This is a genomic window from Mesorhizobium sp. B2-1-8 (assembly GCF_006442545.2).
Classification (GTDB): Bacteria; Pseudomonadota; Alphaproteobacteria; order Rhizobiales; family Rhizobiaceae; genus Mesorhizobium.
Genome location: NZ_CP083952.1, coordinates 3264376 through 3284200, shown reverse-complemented (window position 1 = coordinate 3284200; position 19825 = coordinate 3264376). Strand labels below are relative to the sequence as shown.

Sequence of the window (19825 nt, the reverse complement as noted above, 5' to 3'; positions counted from 1 at the left end):
CGCAGCGACACTGTCCGGGCCTTTGTCGGCCCACGACCTGCATGCCGACGATAGCAAAAGAACGCCCCGTCAATAGTGGGTCTTACGATGTAGCGGTCTCCCGCTACCACTTCAAACCCACTATCGTGTCCAACAGCGGGGGTCGCCGGGCTTCACGCGCCAAGCGCGGGCGAGATTTCGTTCTTCGAACAGCACCTCGCGTAGCAAAAGCTGATGGCGCCGGTGTCCGCAGCACTGGCGCCGTCCTCGTATCAGAAATGGAGATGGCATGCTGAAGTTATGGATGAGCACTGCCGCCATCACGGTTGGAACGGCCGGATCCGCCATGGCTCAACAGCGCATCGAAATCTCTTCCTGAAGCGTAGCCCGGTCATGCTGCCGATCCCAGGCACCAGCCGCGTCTCTCATCTTGAGGAAAACGTGGCAGCCGCCGCGATCACGCTGACGGACGAAGAATATCAACAACTCGAGCAGGCTTCCCCGCGAGGCTGAAACGTGACCGCACCCGCCGCCGCACTGCATTCGGCTACGCTACGGGGTTTCTTCGTCAACCATGACTTGGCCGGCTACGAGGTCGCGGTGCATGCCGACATCCCGCGCCAAACTTGTTCTGGAAAATGACGAATTTTTCCAGGCTCTGTAGTACGGCGGATTTCTGCGGACCGATCCTCGCATAATCCGTTCTGACACCGACAATCAGGTCCCGCCATTGCTGGGGCGTGAGCGCCTCGCCGACCGTGATATGAATCTCGCGCGACATGCCGGAGATATACACGTCGGGTCTCACCGGCCTTGAGGCTGTAGTCCCAATGTATCCAGTTATCGCTTTCGTCCTTGCGCGGGAAGTTTTGAAAACCGTTCGGTTCGCCAAAGCGAGCTTTCAGATATCAACGGATGTCTACCGGCCTCCTGCTTGGTAGCCCGCCACTCACCAATACTGAGACCGGCTGTTTAACAGCCTGTCCCTTGGTTCGCTGATGGAATTCACGCACGATCGTCGCGAATATTCAGCGTGTAACGTGTGTGTCGGAGTTCACCAGCTCTTGTCAGCGCACCCTTGGCAACCAGATCCTGCAGGTCCCTTGTCGCCGTGGCGCGCGACGCCTGGGTGACGGCGATGTAATTCTCGGCGCTGAGACCACCCTTGAAGCCATCGATACCTTCACGGAACATTCGATCGATCACCTTCTCCTGGCGCTCGTTGAACTGACCCCGATGGCGCTCGTAGAACTTGGCCTTGGCGACGGAGAATTCGACACGAGCAAGCGTTACGCGCTGCGCTTCAAGGATCGTGTTGGCGAAGTAGAGCAGCCAGTCGGTAATCGCGTTGCTCTTGTTGCTGGCTTCCAGGCTGTCGTAGTAGGCCTTGCGATGACGCTCGATTGTATAGGCCAGCGTTATTAGGCTCGGCTCGCCCAGATTTTGCGCCAGCGCCTTTTCGCAAAGGGCACGCCCTATGCGGCCGTTGCCGTCTTCGAACGGATGGATGCTCTCAAAATAGAGATGCGCGATACCGGCGCGCGTCAGCGCGGGAAGCGGAGCCTTGCCTTTGGGCGCAGTATTGTTGAACCAGATGGTAAAAGCATCCATTTCGGCCTTCACGCGCGATGAGGGCGGCGCCTCGAAATGCACTTTGGGCTTGTCCAGCCGATTGGAGACGATCTGCATCGGATCGGCATGCTGGCGGTAATTGCCGATTGTCTCAATGCGCCGTTCGGCCGACATCACCATCTTGTGCCAGGCGTAGAGGGTGCGATGAGAAAGCGGTTCCGCAAAATGCAAGTACACATCGGCCATCATTTCGGAGACGCCTCGCTCCGCTGGCGGAATGCGTCTGTTTTCAGCTCCAAGCCCAAGTTGCTGGCGTAAGGACGATTGCAGGCTCTCGCGGTTGAGATATTCTCCTTCGATGGCGGATGTCTTCAAAGCCTCTTCGCTGATAAGCTCGATGCGGATCTGATCGCGATCCTCGGAACCGACGTGACGAAAGACGCCGAGGAACTCGCCCGATCGCAATAGGAACTCGCTTTCCAGCGGGTCCAATGCCATCTTGTCGTAGGTAAAATGCGGCCAGTCGGCCTGCTCCCAATTCCATGCCATGAGCTATAGAGCGCCTTTCTATAACTCATGATAGCGAACAATGTGAGCTATAGCAATCTTACCTATGCCTCAGCCGGCACCCAATAGATGGCCGTAAATACCCATATCTGGGCGCATCCGCCAAAGCCGGCCGGGCTCTCGTGAACCGAACTCAAGCGAATATCGCGCAATATGCCGTTCATCTTCGCGCCGCCCCCGTAAATTCGGCATCGACCGTGAAGAAACCATACCCCTTTCGGACTCCCCAGCCCGTTCTTACGCCGCAGCATCCTTTTGTGCGATCGGTCAGATCGAAAACTTCCAACAAGCACCTTGCCGAAGCATCCTCCTGTCCGCGAGCAGGCCAGCGCCCGCACGTCAAATTTCGCGGACTGCACGATGCCCAAATTGGAAATAGATCATTCTCGAAACAGCAAGCCTACCGGAGCCGCAACAAACGAACGCCGCGGCCCTCGCCGTTGGAGAAACCGTGTTGAGAATGAGGGTCGCCTTGCCTCAGATGCCGCTCGGCCTGTCGACATCGGCTTTCAATCTCATACCAGTGACCAGGTGGAGGACTGCTGGGGAGATCGGAAACGCAGTGATGCAAAAGTCCTTTTTCTTCCACGGGTCGAAAAGGCCCTCGCCTATGTTGCCCATTTGATCGAGACACGGCCAGAAGGCGAAAGCTATTGGCCGATTTTCGAGCGCCTGGAGCACGAGCGAGAGCAATTGGCGTCCCGGGCAGATCGCCTGCGTGCTGCCAAGGGTCGGATTTAGTCGTCCGCCTATGCAAGGATCGCAGGATCGAAGGGTAGGACGATTTTCTTGAGCTGATCGCGCCGCCATTCCAACGAACCGCCGTCCCCGTATTGCGGCCGGTCATTGGCGTGTCCCATCAGCCGGCACCTCAAATCGTAATCCAGCCCCGCTTCCTGCATTCGCTTTTCGAAAGAATGGCGGATCGAATAGACACTGTGCTCCTCAGAGGGCAACAGCTTTGCCGATCTGAGGCCCTTCATGAGGGTTGCCGAAAGGTTGGTCTCTTTGTCACTGTAACGAGGGAATCCCTTCGGCGCGCGCTTCATGGCTTCGAGCGAGACACCAAGAAGCGGAATTTCGCGAATGCTCGACTCTGTCTTGATCAGGCGGTCCGGCTGAAACCGGATGGCGAGATGGGGGACCGGATGATTGAGCCTTATGTTCTCTGGTCTCAGATTGCAGATCTCGGAGGGCCGGCAGCCGGTCTCGATCAAGGCGAGGAAAATGAGCCGGGCATCATCGTTGAGACGGCCAAACGCGCCAGGCACAAGGAACTTGGTCTTTATCCACTCGGCTTCGAACGGAGGAACCACACGCCGGTCGCTCTTGCGGTTGCGAAACGACAGACCGTCAAAAGGGTTCCGGATATCGAGCGCGAGCCAGTTCGCGTAGGTTTTGAACAGTTTCCGCATATTGCCGAAACTACGATTTGCGGTGTTTGAGGACATGCGCTTCCCGCCTTTGGAGCCTTTCACGCGGCCGAGCCAGAATTCGTAATACCTCTGGGCATCGGCCCGTGTGATCTCAAGAAGTGGCTTGTTGTCGACGACCGATATGAAGCTTTCCGCCGCATATCTCTTCACCTTTTTCCAGGACGCGAATTGGTATTCGCTCATGCCCCGCGCCTCGTCGGCGGCCATAGTGTTGAAATAATACTCCGTGGCTTCCCGGACGGTAAGCGCCGGCCTCTCATGCGCGCCAAGAAGTGCGGGCGCCTCTCGCCCGCCTGAGCCTTTCGCTTTTTCGACGTGTCGCAGGATCTCGTCCAGCGAACGGCTGGCGGCAAGGTTCGCGGATGACAGGTATTCGAAACCAAGGGCCAGGGCACGGGTTCTCGCGGCATTGTAAGCGGACACGACGGATTCGGCCTGATGTCCGTCGGCGAGTCCCGACCAATAGAGATCGTCGGCCTTCTCGAAGGCATCGCGCTTGATGCGGGCGACTTCGTGGGAGGAGGTTTTCAGTGAAATCTGGATTGTTCCGCGCGGATCGAAGCCCGCGACGTGGGCCGGGACACGTCGGACGTAATGCCATCTCGATGCGCGTTTTTTTAGATATCGATCAGGGTCTGGCGAGCTTGAAGAGGACGGTATTTTCTTGGCCATATCGAACACCCGGCATGATTGCCGATGATGTAACGTGCAGTGCAATTTGTAGTGCAAATCTGGCCAAACTGTCAATAAAAAAGGCGGCAAAGCCGCCTATTTTATTTTAAAATCAGCCACTTACCGATTTTGCCAATGGTGCGGTCGAGAAGACTCGAACTTCCACGGGTTGCCCCACAGCGACCTCAACGCTGCGCGTCTACCAATTCCGCCACGACCGCACGTGGTAGGAGCCGGAACCGACCGGCTCGCGGCGTGTAGCAAATCGTTTCCGGCGAAACAAGTGCGTCGCGAGCAATAATGTCAGGCAATTGGCATAACGTTCCACAGGATTGCAACGAGCATCCGGAACTGGACGTTTGCGCCCGATATCGCCATATGGAGGCCAAAGGCATGTCGCCCAAAAGTGCAAGGCGGTTTTGGGACCACGACATGCATAAGCAGAGCGACATGCCATGACAGAACGCAGCCAGATCGCCACGTCGTTCCTGCCCTTGCCCGGTTCGGCGCCGGTCGAATGGCTGGTCGAGCCCGGCCTTACCGCCTATCCTGATGCGCTGGCCTTCATGGAAGCGCGTGCGGACGCAATCCGCAGCGGAGCTGCCGGCGAAATGGTCTGGCTGGTCGAACATCCGCCGCTCTATACCGCAGGCACCAGCGCCCGCATCGAGGACCTGATCGAGCCTGACCGCTTTCCGGTCTTCGCGGCCGGACGCGGCGGCGAATACACCTATCACGGACCCGGCCAGCGGGTCGCCTATGTCATGCTCGACCTGAAGCGCCGGCGCGAGGACGTGCGCGCCTTCGTCGCGGCGCTCGAACAATGGATCATCGGTACGCTCGCCGCCTTCTACGTGCGCGGCGAGCGCCGCGAGGACCGGGTCGGCGTCTGGGTGGTGCGGCCCGATCGCCCTGCTTTGCCGGACGGCTCATTGGGCGAGGACAAGATCGCGGCAATCGGCATCCGGCTGCGTCGCTGGGTGAGCTTCCACGGCATCGCCATCAATGTCGAGCCGGACCTCGCCCATTTCGGCGGCATTGTTCCTTGCGGTGTCTCGGACCACGGCGTCACCAGCCTCGTCGACCTCGGCCTTCCCCTGACGATGGCCGACCTTGATCTCGCGCTGAAATCCGCGTTCGAGGATGTGTTCGGTCCTGCCGAGGCCTTGCCCGCCGAAGCGGCCCGCAAGACCGGCTGACGGTGCTTCAGATCAGTTGCCCTGACGCCCACAACACGCCGCAGCCATGGATGGCGAACACCGCCAGCAAGGCCCCTGCGATGACGAAACGGTCGACGGTGTCGATCGGCTCCAGTTCGTGACGTGGCTTCACGCCGCTGCCGACGGTAAGCAGGCTGAGGATCGAAAAAACCGCACCGGCCGCGAGCAGGAAGCCTGACGAAAAACCAGCCCGCCAGCCGAGCGCCAGAAAGGCCGAAAGCAGCGAGAAGGACGCCAGAGCCAGGACGACCGGCCCCGGGCAGATCTGGCGCAGCACCTGGCCGCCGTCGAATTTCCACACCGGCACCAGATTGGCGATGTTGAACAGGGCCACGCAACCTGCAAGCGCGGCCAGCAGCGCGGCCGCGGCCTTGTGACCCTCGTTGCCGGCAAGCACGCTGGCGGCAATGACGATCGGCACCAGGAAGGCGGAGAACCCCGCCCCCATCAACGCCACGAAGGCCACTTCGAAACGGCTGTTGTAGGGCCGGTCGCCAATGGCGATGCCGCCAAGCAGCGGGATGAAGATCATCCGCGCCCTGCGATGGCCTGTCAGCCGGAACGCCGCCATGTGGCCGAGTTCGTGCAGCGCCACCACCGACGTCAGGATCGCGGCCAACGCCAGCCCGCCGAGGTGAAGGCCGAAGAACGGCCACAGCATCAATGCCGACAGCACGGCAAAGCCGACCTGACTCAGCGGATGCTCGAACCAGCCGCCCTTGCGATACTGCCCGGTCCTTGCCCAACGCTGCAGCTTGGAGAGCTCGCGGCGCATGGCGAAGTAACGGAACACCAGGAAGGCGACGCCGCGGTACCGGTCGGTCCGGCTGAGCGTCACGCGTGTGCCGCTGCCCTGCGAAACCAGTTCGGCGGTCTCGCCATAATCCTTCCAGAACGAGCCATCGAGCGCGGTGTCCTCGATCACCCGCATCGAGAAGCGGCTGCCCTCGACGACATCTTCAAACCGCGCCCTGCGCTCGATCGGCTTGCCGTCGCGGCCTTCCCACGACAGCATGATTCGGGCCACACCCCCTTCGTCCAGCGGCTGCGCCGACAGGATCTCGCCGGACCATCCGGCATCGCTGCCAAGCGGCCACAGCGCCTGCCACAGGCGCTGCCGGTCCATCGCCACGATGCGACTGGACCGGACCGTGCGCAAACCGAGCGGCACGGTCATCAAGAGAAAGATCAGCCCGAGATTGCTGGCCACGAGAATGGCCGTGACGATGGGCGACACCTGGACGTTGCTCCCTGCCTGGAGGCGCACCCTAACGTCGCGGCGGCAAGAAAAGCTTAACAGCGGAGCGGCTTATGGCCATCGGGAACAGCGATGGCGGATGCCGCCAGCTCACATGGCTCCGATCCAGATCGCCATGGAAACAAGAAACGCGCTCATGCAAACCAGCGAGATGACATCCTGAACCAGATCGGTCATAACTCTCTCCTGTTGTGGATATGTTTCCAATTTGTTCTAATTTTGTTCCAATGTCAATCGCTAGGAGATATGGCGACGGGTGGGAATTTTGCACGGTTAGCGAAAGGTTAATCGCTCGCCTGAGGCCCGGTTGAAAGCACGGCGGCGTAGGCTTCCACTCCCGGAGGATCAGGATTAGCGCGCGCCTGTATTAAAGTTTGGCCGAGACGATAGTTCTTGGGCTGAGGCACTGCTGAGCGATGGATATGGGGAAATACGGAGGCGCAAATCAAGGTGACCGCTGGCGAAAGCGGATGCGACAAGGCCGCAGGCGACGCCTCTCTCGTAATTTTGTAGTTTGGCTGCTCATTCTGGCGACGAGCGCGATATCGTCCACGCTGATCGCAATGAACGCTCACTGGCGATTCTAAGCCATCTCCGCACGGTACACCCCGGGCGAAACCATTCCTTAAAGCGGCACCACCTTGCCGTCGGCGAGCGTGACACGCCGGTCCATGCGCGATGCCAGCTCGTGATTGTGCGTGGCGATCAGCGCGGCGAGTCCCGATTGCCGCACCAGCGCTTCCAGCGCCTCGAAGACATAAGAGGCGGTGACCGGGTCGAGGTTGCCGGTCGGCTCGTCGGCGAGCAGCACCAGCGGCGCATTGGCAACGGCGCGCGCAATGGCGACTCGCTGCTGCTCGCCGCCGGACAGCTCGGATGGCCGGTGCGATGCCCGCTTGCCGATCTGCATGTAATCGAGCAGCTGCGCCGCGCGCTCGCCCGCTTCCTTGCGCGGCAGCCCCTTGATGAGCTGCGGCATCATGATGTTTTCCAGCGCCGAAAACTCCGGCAGCAGATGATGGAACTGGTAGACGAAGCCGACATCGTTGCGGCGGATCGAGGTGCGCTCATCGTCGGACAACCGGCCGCAGGCCCGGCCGGACAGGATCACGTCGCCGGCGTCAGGACGCTCCAGCAGGCCCGCCGTGTGCAGCAGCGTCGACTTGCCGGTGCCCGACGGCGCCACCAGCGCCACCATCTCGCCGCGCCGAAGCGAAAAGTCGGCGCCGTTCAGGATGGTGAGCTTGCGCGGCCCCTGGACATAGTGCCGCTCGACGCTCTTCAGCTCGATAATGACCTCGGCCACTACTCGTACCTCAAGGCTTCGACCGGATCGAGGCGGGCCGCCCGCCACGCTGGAAACACCGTTGCCAGGAAGGACAGCGCCAGCGCCATGATGATGACGTAGGTCGTCTCGCGCGGATCCATCTTCGCCGGCAACTGGCTGAGGAAATACAGCTCCGGATTGAACAGCACCTTGCCGGTCATCCAGGAGAAGAATTGGCGGATCGATTCGATGTTGGTGCAGATCACCACGCCGAGCAGCACGCCGGCGAGCGTGCCCGTCACGCCGATCGCTGCCCCCGTCATCAGGAAGATGCGCAGGATGGCGCCGCGCGAGGCGCCCATGGTGCGCAGGATGGCGATGTCATGCCCCTTGTCCTTCACCAGCATGATCAGTCCGGAAATGATGTTGAGCGCCGCCACCAGCACGATCAGCGTCAGGATCATGAACATCACGTTGCGCTCGACCTGCAGGGCGGAAAAGAAGGTCTCGTTGCGCTGGCGCCAGTCGACGAGGTCGATGGGGCGTTGTGCCGCCTCTTCCACCTTGGGTTTCAGCGCGTCGACATCATCGGGATTGTCGACATAGATTTCGATCGTCTGCGCCCGGCCGTCCATGTTGAAATAGAGCTGCGCCTCGGAGAACGGCATGTAGACGATGGAGCTGTCATATTCCGACATGCCGACTTCGAAGATCGCGGCGATCTTGTAGCCCTTCATGCGCGGCGTGGTGCCGAGCGGCGTCACATCCCCGTCCGGCGAGATCAAGGTGATGGTGTCGCCGAGCGCCAAGCCGAGATTCTCGGCCATGCGCTTGCCGATGGCGACGCCGTCGCCCGTATCGAAGCCGTCGAGCGAACCCTGTTTGATGTTTTTGGCCACGATGGCGATCTTGCCGAGGTCTTCACCCCTGATACCGCGCACCAGCGCGCCGGTGCCGCCGCCGACATTGCCTTGCGCCAGCACCTGGCCATCGATCAGCGGAATGGCGTATTTGACCCCGGGCACGCCGTTGATGCGGCTGGCGACCTGGGCATAGTCCTCGAGCGGCGAATCGAGCGGCTGCACGATCAGATGGCCGTTGACGCCGAGGATGCGTGTCAGAAGCTCGGCGCGGAACCCGTTCATGACGGCCATGACGACGATCAGCGTGGCGACGCCCAGCATGATGCCGAGAAAGGAGATCGAGGCGATCACCGAGATCACCGTCTCCTTGCGCCGCGAGCGCAAATAGCGCCACGCAACCGTGCGTTCGAAGATTGAGAACGGGCCGGCGCCCGCCGATCTCGCTGCCGCCGCCTCGCTCATGCGGGGGCACCGAAGCGCTTTTTCGCGTCGGCGATCGGCAGCGTCACGCGCTCGCCGCTCTTGCGATTCTTGATCTCGATCTCGCCGGCGGCCACGCCGCGCGGTCCGACGATCACTTGCCAGGGCAGGCCGATCAGGTCGGCGGTGGCGAACTTGCCGCCCGGCCGCTGGTCCGTATCGTCGTAGAGCACATCCTTGCCGGCGGCGGTGAAGGCAGCGTTGAGCTCGTCGCAGACGCGATCGCACTCGGCGTCGCCCGCCTTCATGTTGATCAGGCAAATATCGAACGGCGCCACCGCTTCCGGCCAGATGATGCCGTTCTCGTCGTGGCTGGCCTCGATGATCGCCGCGACCAGCCGCGACGGGCCGATGCCGTAGGAGCCGCCCGAGGCGAAATGATCCTTGCCGTCGGGGCCCGTCACCTTGGCGCCCATCGGCTTGGAGTATTTCTCGCCGAAGTGGAAGATATGGCCGACCTCGATGCCGCGCGCCGAGACCTGGTCGCCTGTCGGGACCTTCTCCCAGGCCGCCTCGTCATGCATCTCGTCGGTGGCGGCGTAGGGCGTCGTCCACGTCTTGACGATGTCTGCTATCTCGCCGTCATTGGCGAAGTCGGTTTCCGCTCCGGGCACGGCAAGCGACAGATAATCGCGATGGCAGAAGACCTGGCTTTCGCCGGTATCGGCCAGGATGATGAATTCGTGGCTGAGATCGCCGCCGATCGGCCCGGTGTCGGCCCGCATCGGGATTGCCTGCAGGCCCATACGGGTGAAGGTCCGGAGATAGGAGACGAACATCCTGTTATAGGCGGCTCTCGCGCCCTCGAAGTCGAGATCGAAGGAATAGGCATCCTTCATCAGGAATTCGCGCGAACGCATCACGCCGAAGCGCGGCCGCACCTCGTCACGGAACTTCCACTGAATATGGTAGAGGTTGAGCGGCAGGTCCTTGTAGGACTTGACGTAGGCGCGAAAAATCTCGGTGACCATTTCCTCGTTGGTCGGTCCGTAAAGCATGTCGCGGTCCTGACGGTCCTTGATGCGCAGCATCTCCTTGCCGTAGTCGTTGTAACGGCCGCTCTCGCGCCAAAGATCGGCCGACTGGATGGTCGGCATCAGGATCTCCAGCGCGCCGGCGCGGTTCTGTTCCTCGCGGATGATCTTGCAGACCTTGTCCAGCACCCGCTTGCCCAACGGCAGCCAGGAAAAACTGCCCTGCCCCTGCTGGCGGATCATGCCGGCGCGCAGCATCAACCTATGCGAGACGATTTCGGCCTCGCGCGGATTTTCTTTGAGGATAGGCAGGAAATAGCGCGACAAACGCATGAACTGGTCCGTGAATGAGAATGGCCACGCCAGAATCGGCAGGGCGCAGGCTTGCTTGCCCCGGCTTCATAGCGATTTCATGACGGAATGGAAACCCGGCCATCCCACCACATCAGCCCCTTCCGCCCCGGAATCCCGCGCTTCCGGATCAGTCCGCGCCGACAATGGAACGTACCGAACCTCTTCGGATTGAGCCGCCAATTCTTTGCGCGCGTCAATCGCGAACATGCCGCAAAGGCTGTCTCGACATTGCCTGGTCGTTTCAAAAGCAAAGCCTGCCGCACTATTGTGCAGTGCAGCACGAGAATGCCCGTTTCAAGGCAAAATTCTTCGTGACATTTTCGTTTCCGTTAGGCTAATGTGCCCCGATAACCGAGAGGGCAGAAACAAATCTGCCTTCCTACGCGGTCAAAGTCTTGGGAGGATGCGATCTAGGCGCGGTTACTCGCTGCCGCCGGATACCGGAAACAGATCGGACGCGTTTAATTGCAAGGCCTTGTGCCTTGCATTTTTTTTGTGCAATCATCTGGTTAGCGCCGCGAATTGCCAGGCTACATGACCTAGCGTCAGCAGCCCATGGCCGCCGGGCGGGGCGGCATCTCAATCCCAGGACTTCTATTTCGCCGGGGTCTGGCCGAAATCCGGCACGATGTGCGGGATGTCGTTGAGGCTGTATCCCAGCCCGTGCGTCAAACCATAGAAAATGCTCATCAGGATCGCCGTCGCGATGGTGGTGCGGATCACGGCACGCAACATATGCGGCCCGCGCGGCGCGCTCGGAACCGTGCCCAGCGTCACGTCGTGATCGTCGTCCTGCGTCTTGACGCTGAACGGCAGAACGGCAAACAGCACCACCCACCAGGTCGCGAAAAACAGGGCGGTGAACGAGACCCAGTTCATGATTGCTCCAGTTCGATAAGCGTACCGAAGAAATCCTTCGGATGCAGGAACAGCACCGGCTTGCCGTGCGCACCTACCTTGGGATTGCCGTCGCCAAGCACGCGGGCGCCGGCGGCCTTGAGCTGGTCGCACGCGGCCAGGATGTCGTCGACCTCGTAGCACAGATGATGCATACCGCCCGACGGGTTCTTCTCGAGGAACGCCGCGATCGGCGAGCGCTCGCCAAGCGGCTCCAGCAATTCGATCTTGGTGTTGCCGACATTGACGAACACCACGGTGACGCCATGCTCCGGCAAGGCCTGCGGCTCGGTCACTTCGGCGCCGAGTGTGTTGCGGTAAGCTGCAATGGCGGCAGCCAAATCCGGCACCGCAAGCGCGACATGGTTCAGCCGTCCGAGCATGTCCGAGCTTTTTCTCCCAGGTCCAATATTGGCGTCATACGTCAAATCAACCGAGACCGACAGCCATTCAGGAGGCGCGCACTGTCGCACCTCTTCCAACCGGTATCTGCAAAGCACAAAGGGAAATGTCGGGAATCAGCCCTGCCCGCGCCCGCGTTTTCATCTTCGATCTCGGGTCGTTCAAAGTGCCGCCCTGCTCGACGCCGTCGATATCAGAGACAGGCTTGCATCGGCCTTCGCGGCCGGACAGCCGCCGGCGGCCCCTGCTGGTCACCGGCCATCACATGCCATTTCCAGGCCTGGCTACATCGAATCGGCGAAGCGTTCTTTTCGCTGGCTTCCGGTCGCCTGCCAGCTGAATGTCTAGCCATTGCCCATCACCTGGTGACGAACACCGTCACCAGCGGTTTCTTGCCCCAAGCTTCGTTGGCCGCGCCGCGCACCGCGCGCCGCACCGCCTCCTGCACGAGGTCGAGGTCCTTGCGGCGCTGGCGGGGGATCGATTCGACCGCGCCGACGGCCGCATCGATCATCAGATCTTCGAGCGTCTCGCCACGGCCATCGGCCTCGGCGACGCCGATTGCGACCAGATCGGGATCGCCGGCCAGTTCATACTTCTCGTCGAGCACGACATTGACCGCGACATGGCCGGCAAAGGACAATTTGCGCCGGTCGCGAATACCCATCGCCTGATCGGTGCCGATCAGGTTGCCGTCCTTGTAGACACGGCCGAACGGCACCTGGTCTATGATGGTGGCCGGACCTGGCGCGAGCCGCAGCATGTCGCCGTCGCGCACTTGCGCCACCTGGCCGATGCCGGACGTCGACATCAGCGAACCCTGCGCCACCAGATGCGCGGCCTCGCCATGCACGGGAACGCCGATCTGCGGACGCACCCATTCATACATCTTGCGCAGTTCGCTGCGCCGGGGATGGCCGGAAACGTGTACCAGAGCATCGCCGTCCTCGATGATCTTGATGCCGAGATCGATGAGACGGTTCTTGATTTCCAGGATCGCCTTCTCGTTGCCGGGAATGGTGCGCGAGGAAAACACCACCGTGTCGCCCGCCGTCAGCGACACCGATTTCATCTCGTCGCGCGACAGCTTCGCCAGCGCCGCCAGCGGCTCACCCTGGCTGCCGGTGCAGATGATGACCAGGTTCTCGCGCGGGATGAAACCGAAATCCTCCTCGGCGATGAACTCCGGCAGCCCGTCCATATAGCCGAGCTCGTCAGCCACATCGATGACGCGCTTCAGAGAGCGGCCGAGCACCAGGCACTGGCGGCCGGCATCGCGCGCCGCCCGGGCGATCGAGACGATGCGTCCGACATTGGAGGAGAAGGTGGTGACGGCGACGCGGCCCTTGGCGGCCTGGATGACGCCTTTCAGGCCCTCGCCGACGGCCACTTCCGAAGGCGACTCGCCTTCGCGCAGCGCATTGGTCGAATCGCAGATCAGCGCCAGCACGCCCTTGTCGCCATAGGCGCGGAAGCGCGCCTCGTCGGTCTTGGGTCCGATCGTCGGTTCCGGATCGATCTTCCAGTCGCCGGTATGGATGACGGTGCCGGCCGGCGAGGTGATCGCCAGCGACATCGGTTCGGGAATGGAGTGCGCCACCGGAATGGCTTCGATCTCGAAGGGGCCGACCGTGAACTTTTCGCCCGCCCGGTAGATCGTCAGCGGGATCTTCGGCGCGCCCTGCTCGCCCTGCCGCTTGGCTTCCAGCAGGCCGGCGCTGAACGGCGTCATCCAGACCGGTGCATTCAGCTTCGGCCAGGTGTCGAGCAACGCGCCGTAGTGGTCCTCATGCGCGTGGGTGATGATGATGCCGCGCAAATTGGCGAGGTTCTCCTCGATGAAGCGCGTGTCTGGCAGGATCAGGTCGACGCCCGGATGCGCCGCGTCGGGAAAGGTGACGCCGACATCGATGACGATCCACTCGCGCGCGCTCGGCGGGCCGTAGCCGTAGAGGGCGAAGTTCATGCCGATCTCGCCGACGCCACCGAGCGGCACGAAGACGAGTTCGGCGTTGTCCGCTTTCGCCATGATTTTTCCCTTCCTGGCCCTCAGGCCAAGCCGTTAATGCAATTCCAGAAAAAGTGTCTAACGGTTTTCAGTCCGGAATTGCTCAAAAACAAAACTATACCCGCGCGGACGCAACCGCGCCGAAATGCACATCGCCGGCGGCGACCGTCAGAACAGACCCCTCATCGTCGCGGATCACGAAACGGCAGTCCTCGTCAATGGTCTCGAAGACGCCACGCACCACATTACCGTCAATTCTGACAGCAACCTCGCCGCCAAGGCCCGCTGCGCGGGCAAGCCAACGCTTCCTGATGGCGGCAAGGCCACGGCCTTCGTCCCAAAGGCGGGCATTCTCGCTCCAGGCATCCGACAGCGCCAAAAACAGCGTTTCGGCATCGCAAGCCGCGCCCAATGCATGAAGCGATGTCGCGGGATACGGCAAATCCCGCGGGTACGCCACCACGTTGACGCCGATGCCGACCGCCACCGCGAAGCGGCCACCGTCAAGCATCGCCGATTCCAGGAGGATGCCGGCGAGCTTGGCCCCGGAGGCGAGCACGTCGTTCGGCCATTTCAGCTCGAAGCGGTTCTGTCCCTGGCTCGCGCCGTCGAGGCCTATCGCGATGCGGCCCTTCGGCACCACCGCGTCGAGTGCGTCGGCCAACGCCAGCCCGGCGACGAAACCGAGCGTCGCGGCAAGTCGAAGTTCGCCGCCGGTGATGAGGAGCAGCGTCGCCGCCAGATTGCCTTCCGGCGTTGCCCAGGCACGGCCACGCCGGCCGCGCCCGCTCTCCTGCCTCTTGGAAACGACCCAGAGCTTGCCCGGGTCGCCCGCCCGGGCATGGTCCAGCGCCAGCGCGTTGGTGGAGCCGACACTGTCATGCGCCTCGAGCCGGAACCCTTCCGACGCCGAGGTTGGAGCCAGCCGAAATGCCATCCCGTCAGAAAAATGTCTTGGCGGCGGCTTCGGCATAGGTGCCGATCGGCCCGCCGATCAGCACATAGAACAGCACGAAGGCGCCACTGACGCCGAGCACGACACGCAATTCGCTGGCCATCGGCACGAAGCCGCCGACCGGCTCATCGAACCACATGATCTTGATGATGCGCAGATAGTAGTAGGCGCCCACCACCGAGGCCAGCACGCCGATGATCGCCAGCGCATAGAGATTGGCGTTGATGGCGGCGAGGAAGACGTACCATTTTCCCCAGAAGCCGGCGAGCGGCGGAATGCCGGCCAGCGAGAACATCAGGACGGTCAGGATCGTCGCCATCACCGGGTTGGTCGACGACAGGCCGGCGAGATCGCTGATCTGCTCGACATTGCCTTCCTTGCGCCGCATGGCGAGGATGAAGGCGAAGGTGCCAAGCGTCATCACCAGGTAGATCAGCATGTAGATGGCGACGCCGCGCACACCGGCCTGGCTGTTGGCGGCAAGGCCCACCAGCGCATAGCCCATATGACCGATCGAGGAATAGGCCATCAGCCGCTTGATGTTGGTCTGACCGATCGCGGCGAAGGCGCCAAGCGCCATCGAGGCGATCGAGATGAAGACGATGATCTGCTGCCAGTCGGAAGCGATCGGCTTGAACGCGCCCATGGTGACGCGCACGATCAGCGCCATCGCCGCCATTTTCGGTGCCGCCGCCAGGAAGGCCGTCACCGGCGTCGGCGCGCCTTCATAGACGTCGGGCGTCCACATGTGGAACGGCACGGCCGAGATCTTGAAGGCAAGCCCGGCTAGCACGAAAACCAGGCCGACGACGAGGCCGAGCTGGCGCTCGCCGCCGCCAAGCGCCGTGGCGATCTCGTGGAAGCCCAAGTTGCCAGTGTAACCATAGACCAGGCTGATGCCGTAGAGCAGCATGCCCGAAGACAACGCACCGAGGACGAAATATTTCAGGCCGGCCTCGGTCGAACGCAGATTGTCGCGATTGATCGCCGCCAGCACATAGATCGCCAGCGACTGCAGTTCGAGGCCGAGATAGAGCCCAATCATACCGTTGGCCGAGATCATCAGCATCATGCCGAGCGTGCAAAGCAGGATCAGCACCGGATATTCGAACTTGTCGAAACGCTCCACCTTGGCAAAGCGCATCGACATGACGAGCGTCACCGCCGAGCCGACCAGCGCCAGCACCTTCATGAAGCGGGCAAAGGAATCCTGGATGAAAGCGTTGCCATAGGCGCTGCCCTGCCCTGCGTGGAAGATCAGCCAGGCGCCTGCGATCACCAGCACCGCGACGGCAAGGCCGGTCACCGTATTGGCGGTGTTGGAACGCGAATAGGCCCCGACCATCAGCAGCGCGAGCGCGCCGATGGCAAGGATCAGCTCGGGCGTCGAGAGCGACAGGCTGGAGAGAAGGTCCGGCGTCATGGTTCGCAAAACCCCTGGGTCAGTTCGCCGCCGCGGTCTGCGCGGCGCCGATGGATGCGGTGACATTGGTGACGAGCGACTTGACCGACTGGGCCGTCGCGTCGAAGACGGGTGCGGGATAGACGCCGAAGAAGATGACCAGCACGACCAGCGGATAGATGATCACCTTCTCGCGGGTCGACAGATCGAGCAGCCGCTTCAGGCTGTCCTTGGTCAGCGCGCCGAAGATAACCCGGCGATAGAGCCAAAGCGCGTAGGCGGCCGACAGGATGACGCCGGTCGCGGCGAAGAACGCCACCCAGGTGTTGACGCGGAACACGCCGAGCATGGTCAGGAACTCGCCGACGAAGCCTGACGTGCCCGGCAGGCCGACATTGGCCATGGTGAAGATCATGAACACGGTGGCGTATTTCGGCATGTTGTTGACGAGGCCGCCATAGGCCGCGATCTCACGGGTATGCATGCGGTCATAGATGACGCCGACGCACAGGAACAGCGCGCCCGAGACCAGGCCGTGGCTGAGCATCTGGAAGATCGCGCCCTGCACGCCTTCCTGGTTCATGGCGAAGATGCCCATGGTGACGAAGCCCATATGGGCGACCGACGAATAGGCGATCAGTTTCTTCATGTCCTCCTGCATCAGCGCCACCAGCGAGGTGTAGATGATGGCGACGACCGACAGCGTGAACACCAGCGGCGCGAACATCTCGGACGCCAGCGGAAACATCGGCAGTGAGAAGCGCAGGAAGCCGTACCCGCCCATCTTCAAGAGGATGGCGGCCAGGATGACCGAACCGGCCGTCGGTGCCTCGACATGCGCGTCCGGCAGCCAAGTGTGCACCGGCCACATCGGCATCTTCACCGCGAAGGAGGCGAAGAAGGCTAGCCACAGCCAGGTCTGCATGTTGGCCGGGAAGCTGTGCGTCAAAAGCGTCGGGATGTCGGTGGTGCCCGACTGGAAGAACATCGCCATGACGGCGAGCAGCATCAGCACCGAGCCGGCCAGCGTATAGAGGAAGAACTTGAACGAGGCGTAGACGCGCCGCTTGCCGCCCCACACACCGATGATGATGAACATCGGGATCAGGCCGGCTTCGAAGAAGACATAGAACAGCACGATGTCCAGTGCGCAGAACACGCCGATCATCAGCGTTTCCAGAAGCAGGAAGGCGATCATGTAGGCCTTGACGCGCTTCTCGATCGCTTCCCACGACGCCAGGATGCAAAGCGGCATCAGGAAGGTCGTCAGGATGACGAACAGCATGGAAATGCCGTCGACGCCCATATGGTAGGAAATGCCGGAATCGAGCCAGGCGGCCTTTTCGACGAACTGGAAGCCGGCCTGCGAATTGTCGAAGCCGGTCCAGATCAACAGCGACACCAGGAAGGTGAACGCCGTGGTTATGAACGCGATGGCGCGAATGTTGCGGCGCGCGTTTTCGCTGTCATCGTTGATGAACAGGATCAGCAGCACACCAACCAACGGCAGGAAGGTGACCAGCGAGAGGATTGGCCAGGCGGTCATCAGAGCATCATCCAGGTGACGAGTGCGGCAACGCCGATCAGCATGGCGAAGGCATAGTGGTAGAGATAGCCGGTCTGCAGCTTGACGACGCGGTTGGTGACATCGACGACGCGCGCCGAAATGCCGTCCGGCCCCAGGCCATCGATGATGGTCCCGTCGCCGGTCTTCCACAGGAAGGAGCCGAGACGCTTGGCCGGACGCACGAACAGGAAGTCGTAGAGCTCGTCGAAATACCACTTGTTGAGCAGGAAGGCGTAGAGCCCGCGATGCTGGGCAGCGAGATTCCTCGGCATTTCCGGCGAACGGATGTAGAACTGCCAGGCCAGCGCCAGGCCGATCAGCATGGCGATGAAGGGCGAGAGCTCGACCCACAGCGGCAATTCGTGGATCTCGTGCAGGATGTGATTGTCCGCCAGCGTGAATAGCGACGCCTTCCAGAACTCGGCATAGCCTTCGCCGATGAAGGCGCCGTGGAAGATGATGCCGGCAAACAGCGCACCCGCCGCCAGGATGAACAGCGGCACCAGCATCACCGGCGGCGATTCATGGACGTGATGCATCACCTCGTGGCTCGCCCGCGGCTCGCCGTGGAAGGTCATGAAGATCAGCCGCCAGGAATAGAAAGAGGTGAAGCCGGCGGCGATGACCAGAGCCACGAAGGCCAGGACCGCGACGGAATTGTGCCCGGCAAAGGCGGTTTCGATGATGGCGTCCTTGGAGAAGAAGCCGGCGGTGCCGATGACGGTCACCGGAATGCCGACGCCTGTCAGCGCCAGCGTGCCGATCACCATCATCCAGTAGGTGGTCGGGATCAGCTTTCTCAAGCCGCCCATCTTGCGCATGTCCTGCTCGTCGGAGACGGCATGGATGACCGAGCCAGAGCCGAGGAACAGCAGCGCCTTGAAGAAAGCGTGTGTGAACAGGTGGAAGATCGCCGCGCCATAGGCGCCGACGCCGAGCGCCACGAACATGTAGCCGAGCTGCGAGCAGGTCGAATAGGCGATGACGCGTTTGATGTCGTTCTGGACGAGGCCGACGGTCGCCGCGAAGAAGGCGGTGAAGGCGCCGATGAAGGTCACCACCGTCAGCGCCGAATGCGACAGCTCGAACAGCGGCGACAGCCGTGCCAGCATGAACACGCCTGCCGTCACCATCGTGGCGGCATGGATGAGCGCCGACACCGGGGTCGGGCCTTCCATGGCGTCCGGCAGCCAGGTGTGCAGCGGCACCTGCGCCGACTTGCCCATGGCGCCCATGAACAGCAGCAGGCAGACCACGGTCATCGCCGCCTGCTTGTAGAGCGCATGGCCGAGGAATGTGAGCACGGCCGCACCCTGTGGCGCGCCTTCGGCAGGAATGAACGTCGCGGCATTGGCGAAGATCGTGCCGAGATTGACCGAGCCGAACAGCACGAAGACGCCGAAAATGCCGAGCGCGAAGCCGAAATCGCCGACGCGGTTGACGACGAAGGCCTTGATGGCGGCGGCATTGGCCGACGGCTTCTTGTACCAGAAGCCGATCAGCAGGTAGGACGCGAGGCCCACCCCTTCCCAGCCGAAGAACATCTGCACGAGATTGTCTGCCGTCACCAGCATCAGCATGGCGAAGGTGAACAGCGACAGATAGGCGAAGAAGCGCGGCCGGTTCGGATCGTGGTGCATGTAGCCGATCGAATAGATGTGAACCAGCGCCGACACGGTGTTGACCACCACCAGCATCACCACCGTCAGCGTGTCGATCCTGAGCGCCCAGGAGGCGTCCAGGCCGCCGGACTGGATCCAGTGCAGCACCGGCACGGTGAACACCTCGCCATGGCCGAAGCCGACGGAGAAGAAGGCGATCCATGACAGCACGGCCGCGATCACCAGGAAGCCTGAGGTGATGTATTCGGATGCCTTGGCACCGAGCGACGTGCCGAACAGGCCGACGATCAGGAAGCCGAGCAGTGGAAGGAAGACGATGGCCTGATACAT

14 protein-coding genes, 1 tRNA gene and 1 pseudogene are annotated in these 19825 nt (G+C 61.8%); 2 read left to right on the top strand and 14 right to left on the bottom strand.

The window, feature by feature from the left end; genetic code table 11:
* Window positions 1–354 precede the first annotated feature (354 nt).
* Window positions 355–492 (top strand): annotated as a pseudogene (locus FJ970_RS16085) (aldo/keto reductase); the annotation flags it as partial.
* A 492-nt stretch (window positions 493–984) separates the two neighbouring features.
* Here the strand turns inward: FJ970_RS16085 and FJ970_RS16080 are convergent.
* From FJ970_RS16080 to FJ970_RS16070, 3 genes are all read right to left on the bottom strand, one after another.
* Window positions 985–2100, bottom strand: coding sequence for a Fic family protein (locus FJ970_RS16080; RefSeq protein ID WP_140758015.1), 1116 nt, complete (start codon window positions 2098–2100; stop codon window positions 985–987).
* Window positions 2101–2867: 767 nt separating this feature from the next.
* Window positions 2868–4226 (bottom strand): DUF6538 domain-containing protein, encoded by a 1359-nt coding sequence (locus FJ970_RS16075; RefSeq protein WP_140758016.1) that lies wholly within the window; start codon window positions 4224–4226, stop codon window positions 2868–2870.
* A 136-nt stretch (window positions 4227–4362) separates the two neighbouring features.
* Window positions 4363–4447, bottom strand: a tRNA-Leu gene (locus tag FJ970_RS16070).
* Between the two features lie 234 nt (window positions 4448–4681).
* Between FJ970_RS16070 and lipB the strand changes: the two genes are divergently transcribed.
* On the top strand, window positions 4682–5425 hold the full coding sequence (gene lipB / locus FJ970_RS16065; protein WP_140758017.1) for a lipoyl(octanoyl) transferase LipB: 744 nt from the start codon (window positions 4682–4684) through the stop codon (window positions 5423–5425).
* A 7-nt stretch (window positions 5426–5432) separates the two neighbouring features.
* Here the strand turns inward: lipB and FJ970_RS16060 are convergent, their stop codons facing one another.
* The 11 genes from FJ970_RS16060 to nuoL form a co-directional block, all read right to left on the bottom strand.
* Window positions 5433–6683, bottom strand: a complete 1251-nt coding sequence (locus FJ970_RS16060) for a site-2 protease family protein (protein ID WP_140758018.1) — start codon at window positions 6681–6683, stop codon at window positions 5433–5435.
* 646 nt (window positions 6684–7329) lie between these two features.
* On the bottom strand, window positions 7330–8010 hold the full coding sequence (locus FJ970_RS16055; RefSeq protein WP_135915676.1) for an ABC transporter ATP-binding protein: 681 nt from the start codon (window positions 8008–8010) through the stop codon (window positions 7330–7332).
* The gene (locus tag FJ970_RS16050; RefSeq protein ID WP_140758019.1) at window positions 8010–9296 is read right to left on the bottom strand and encodes a lipoprotein-releasing ABC transporter permease subunit; all 1287 of its coding nucleotides are present in this window, start codon (window positions 9294–9296) and stop codon (window positions 8010–8012) included. The genes FJ970_RS16055 and FJ970_RS16050 overlap by 1 nt, the downstream gene beginning before the upstream one ends.
* The gene (proS, locus tag FJ970_RS16045; RefSeq protein WP_140758020.1) at window positions 9293–10621 is read right to left on the bottom strand and encodes a proline--tRNA ligase; all 1329 of its coding nucleotides are present in this window, start codon (window positions 10619–10621) and stop codon (window positions 9293–9295) included. Before proS ends, FJ970_RS16050 begins: the two co-directional genes overlap by 4 nt.
* 615 nt (window positions 10622–11236) lie before the next feature.
* Complete coding sequence (locus FJ970_RS16040; protein WP_140758021.1) at window positions 11237–11521, bottom strand: DUF1467 family protein; 285 nt, start codon at window positions 11519–11521, stop codon at window positions 11237–11239.
* Window positions 11518–11922 carry a methylmalonyl-CoA epimerase gene (gene mce / locus FJ970_RS16035; protein WP_140758022.1) on the bottom strand — a complete coding sequence of 135 codons (405 nt, stop codon included), beginning with the start codon at window positions 11920–11922 and terminating at the stop codon, window positions 11518–11520. Before mce ends, FJ970_RS16040 begins: the two co-directional genes overlap by 4 nt.
* A gap of 377 nt (window positions 11923–12299) precedes the next feature.
* Window positions 12300–13970 (bottom strand): ribonuclease J, encoded by a 1671-nt coding sequence (locus tag FJ970_RS16030; protein WP_140758023.1) that lies wholly within the window; start codon window positions 13968–13970, stop codon window positions 12300–12302.
* A 94-nt stretch (window positions 13971–14064) separates the two neighbouring features.
* Window positions 14065–14886, bottom strand: a complete 822-nt coding sequence (locus FJ970_RS16025; protein WP_140758024.1) for a biotin--[acetyl-CoA-carboxylase] ligase — start codon at window positions 14884–14886, stop codon at window positions 14065–14067.
* 4 nt (window positions 14887–14890) lie between these two features.
* Window positions 14891–16327: an NADH-quinone oxidoreductase subunit NuoN gene (gene nuoN, locus FJ970_RS16020; protein ID WP_140758025.1), complete on the bottom strand. Its 1437-nt coding sequence runs from the start codon at window positions 16325–16327 to the stop codon at window positions 14891–14893.
* A 19-nt stretch (window positions 16328–16346) separates the two neighbouring features.
* Complete coding sequence (locus FJ970_RS16015; protein WP_140758026.1) at window positions 16347–17852, bottom strand: NADH-quinone oxidoreductase subunit M; 1506 nt, start codon at window positions 17850–17852, stop codon at window positions 16347–16349.
* Window positions 17852–19825, bottom strand: coding sequence for an NADH-quinone oxidoreductase subunit L (gene nuoL, locus FJ970_RS16010; RefSeq protein WP_140758027.1), 1974 nt, complete (start codon window positions 19823–19825; stop codon window positions 17852–17854). Before nuoL ends, FJ970_RS16015 begins: the two co-directional genes overlap by 1 nt.

Excerpts from the sequence above, each read along its gene's own strand:
- FJ970_RS16030 (WP_140758023.1), bottom strand. The coding sequence starts at position 13,970 with ATGGCGAAAGCGGACAACGCCGAACTCGTCTTCGTGCCGCTCGGTGGC.
- lipB (WP_140758017.1), top strand. The coding sequence starts at position 4,682 with ATGACAGAACGCAGCCAGATCGCCACGTCGTTCCTGCCCTTGCCCGGT.
- FJ970_RS16080 (WP_140758015.1), bottom strand. The coding sequence starts at position 2,100 with ATGGCATGGAATTGGGAGCAGGCCGACTGGCCGCATTTTACCTACGAC.
- mce (WP_140758022.1), bottom strand. The coding sequence starts at position 11,922 with ATGCTCGGACGGCTGAACCATGTCGCGCTTGCGGTGCCGGATTTGGCT.
- FJ970_RS16015 (WP_140758026.1), bottom strand. The coding sequence starts at position 17,852 with ATGACCGCCTGGCCAATCCTCTCGCTGGTCACCTTCCTGCCGTTGGTT.
- proS (WP_140758020.1), bottom strand. The coding sequence starts at position 10,621 with ATGCGTTTGTCGCGCTATTTCCTGCCTATCCTCAAAGAAAATCCGCGC.
- nuoN (WP_140758025.1), bottom strand. The coding sequence starts at position 16,327 with ATGACGCCGGACCTTCTCTCCAGCCTGTCGCTCTCGACGCCCGAGCTG.
- FJ970_RS16050 (WP_140758019.1), bottom strand. The coding sequence starts at position 9,296 with ATGAGCGAGGCGGCGGCAGCGAGATCGGCGGGCGCCGGCCCGTTCTCA.
- nuoL (WP_140758027.1), bottom strand. The coding sequence starts at position 19,825 with ATGTATCAGGCCATCGTCTTCCTTCCACTGCTCGGCTTCCTGATCGTC.
- FJ970_RS16025 (WP_140758024.1), bottom strand. The coding sequence starts at position 14,886 with ATGGCATTTCGGCTGGCTCCAACCTCGGCGTCGGAAGGGTTCCGGCTC.
- FJ970_RS16075 (WP_140758016.1), bottom strand. The coding sequence starts at position 4,226 with ATGGCCAAGAAAATACCGTCCTCTTCAAGCTCGCCAGACCCTGATCGA.
- FJ970_RS16040 (WP_140758021.1), bottom strand. The coding sequence starts at position 11,521 with ATGAACTGGGTCTCGTTCACCGCCCTGTTTTTCGCGACCTGGTGGGTG.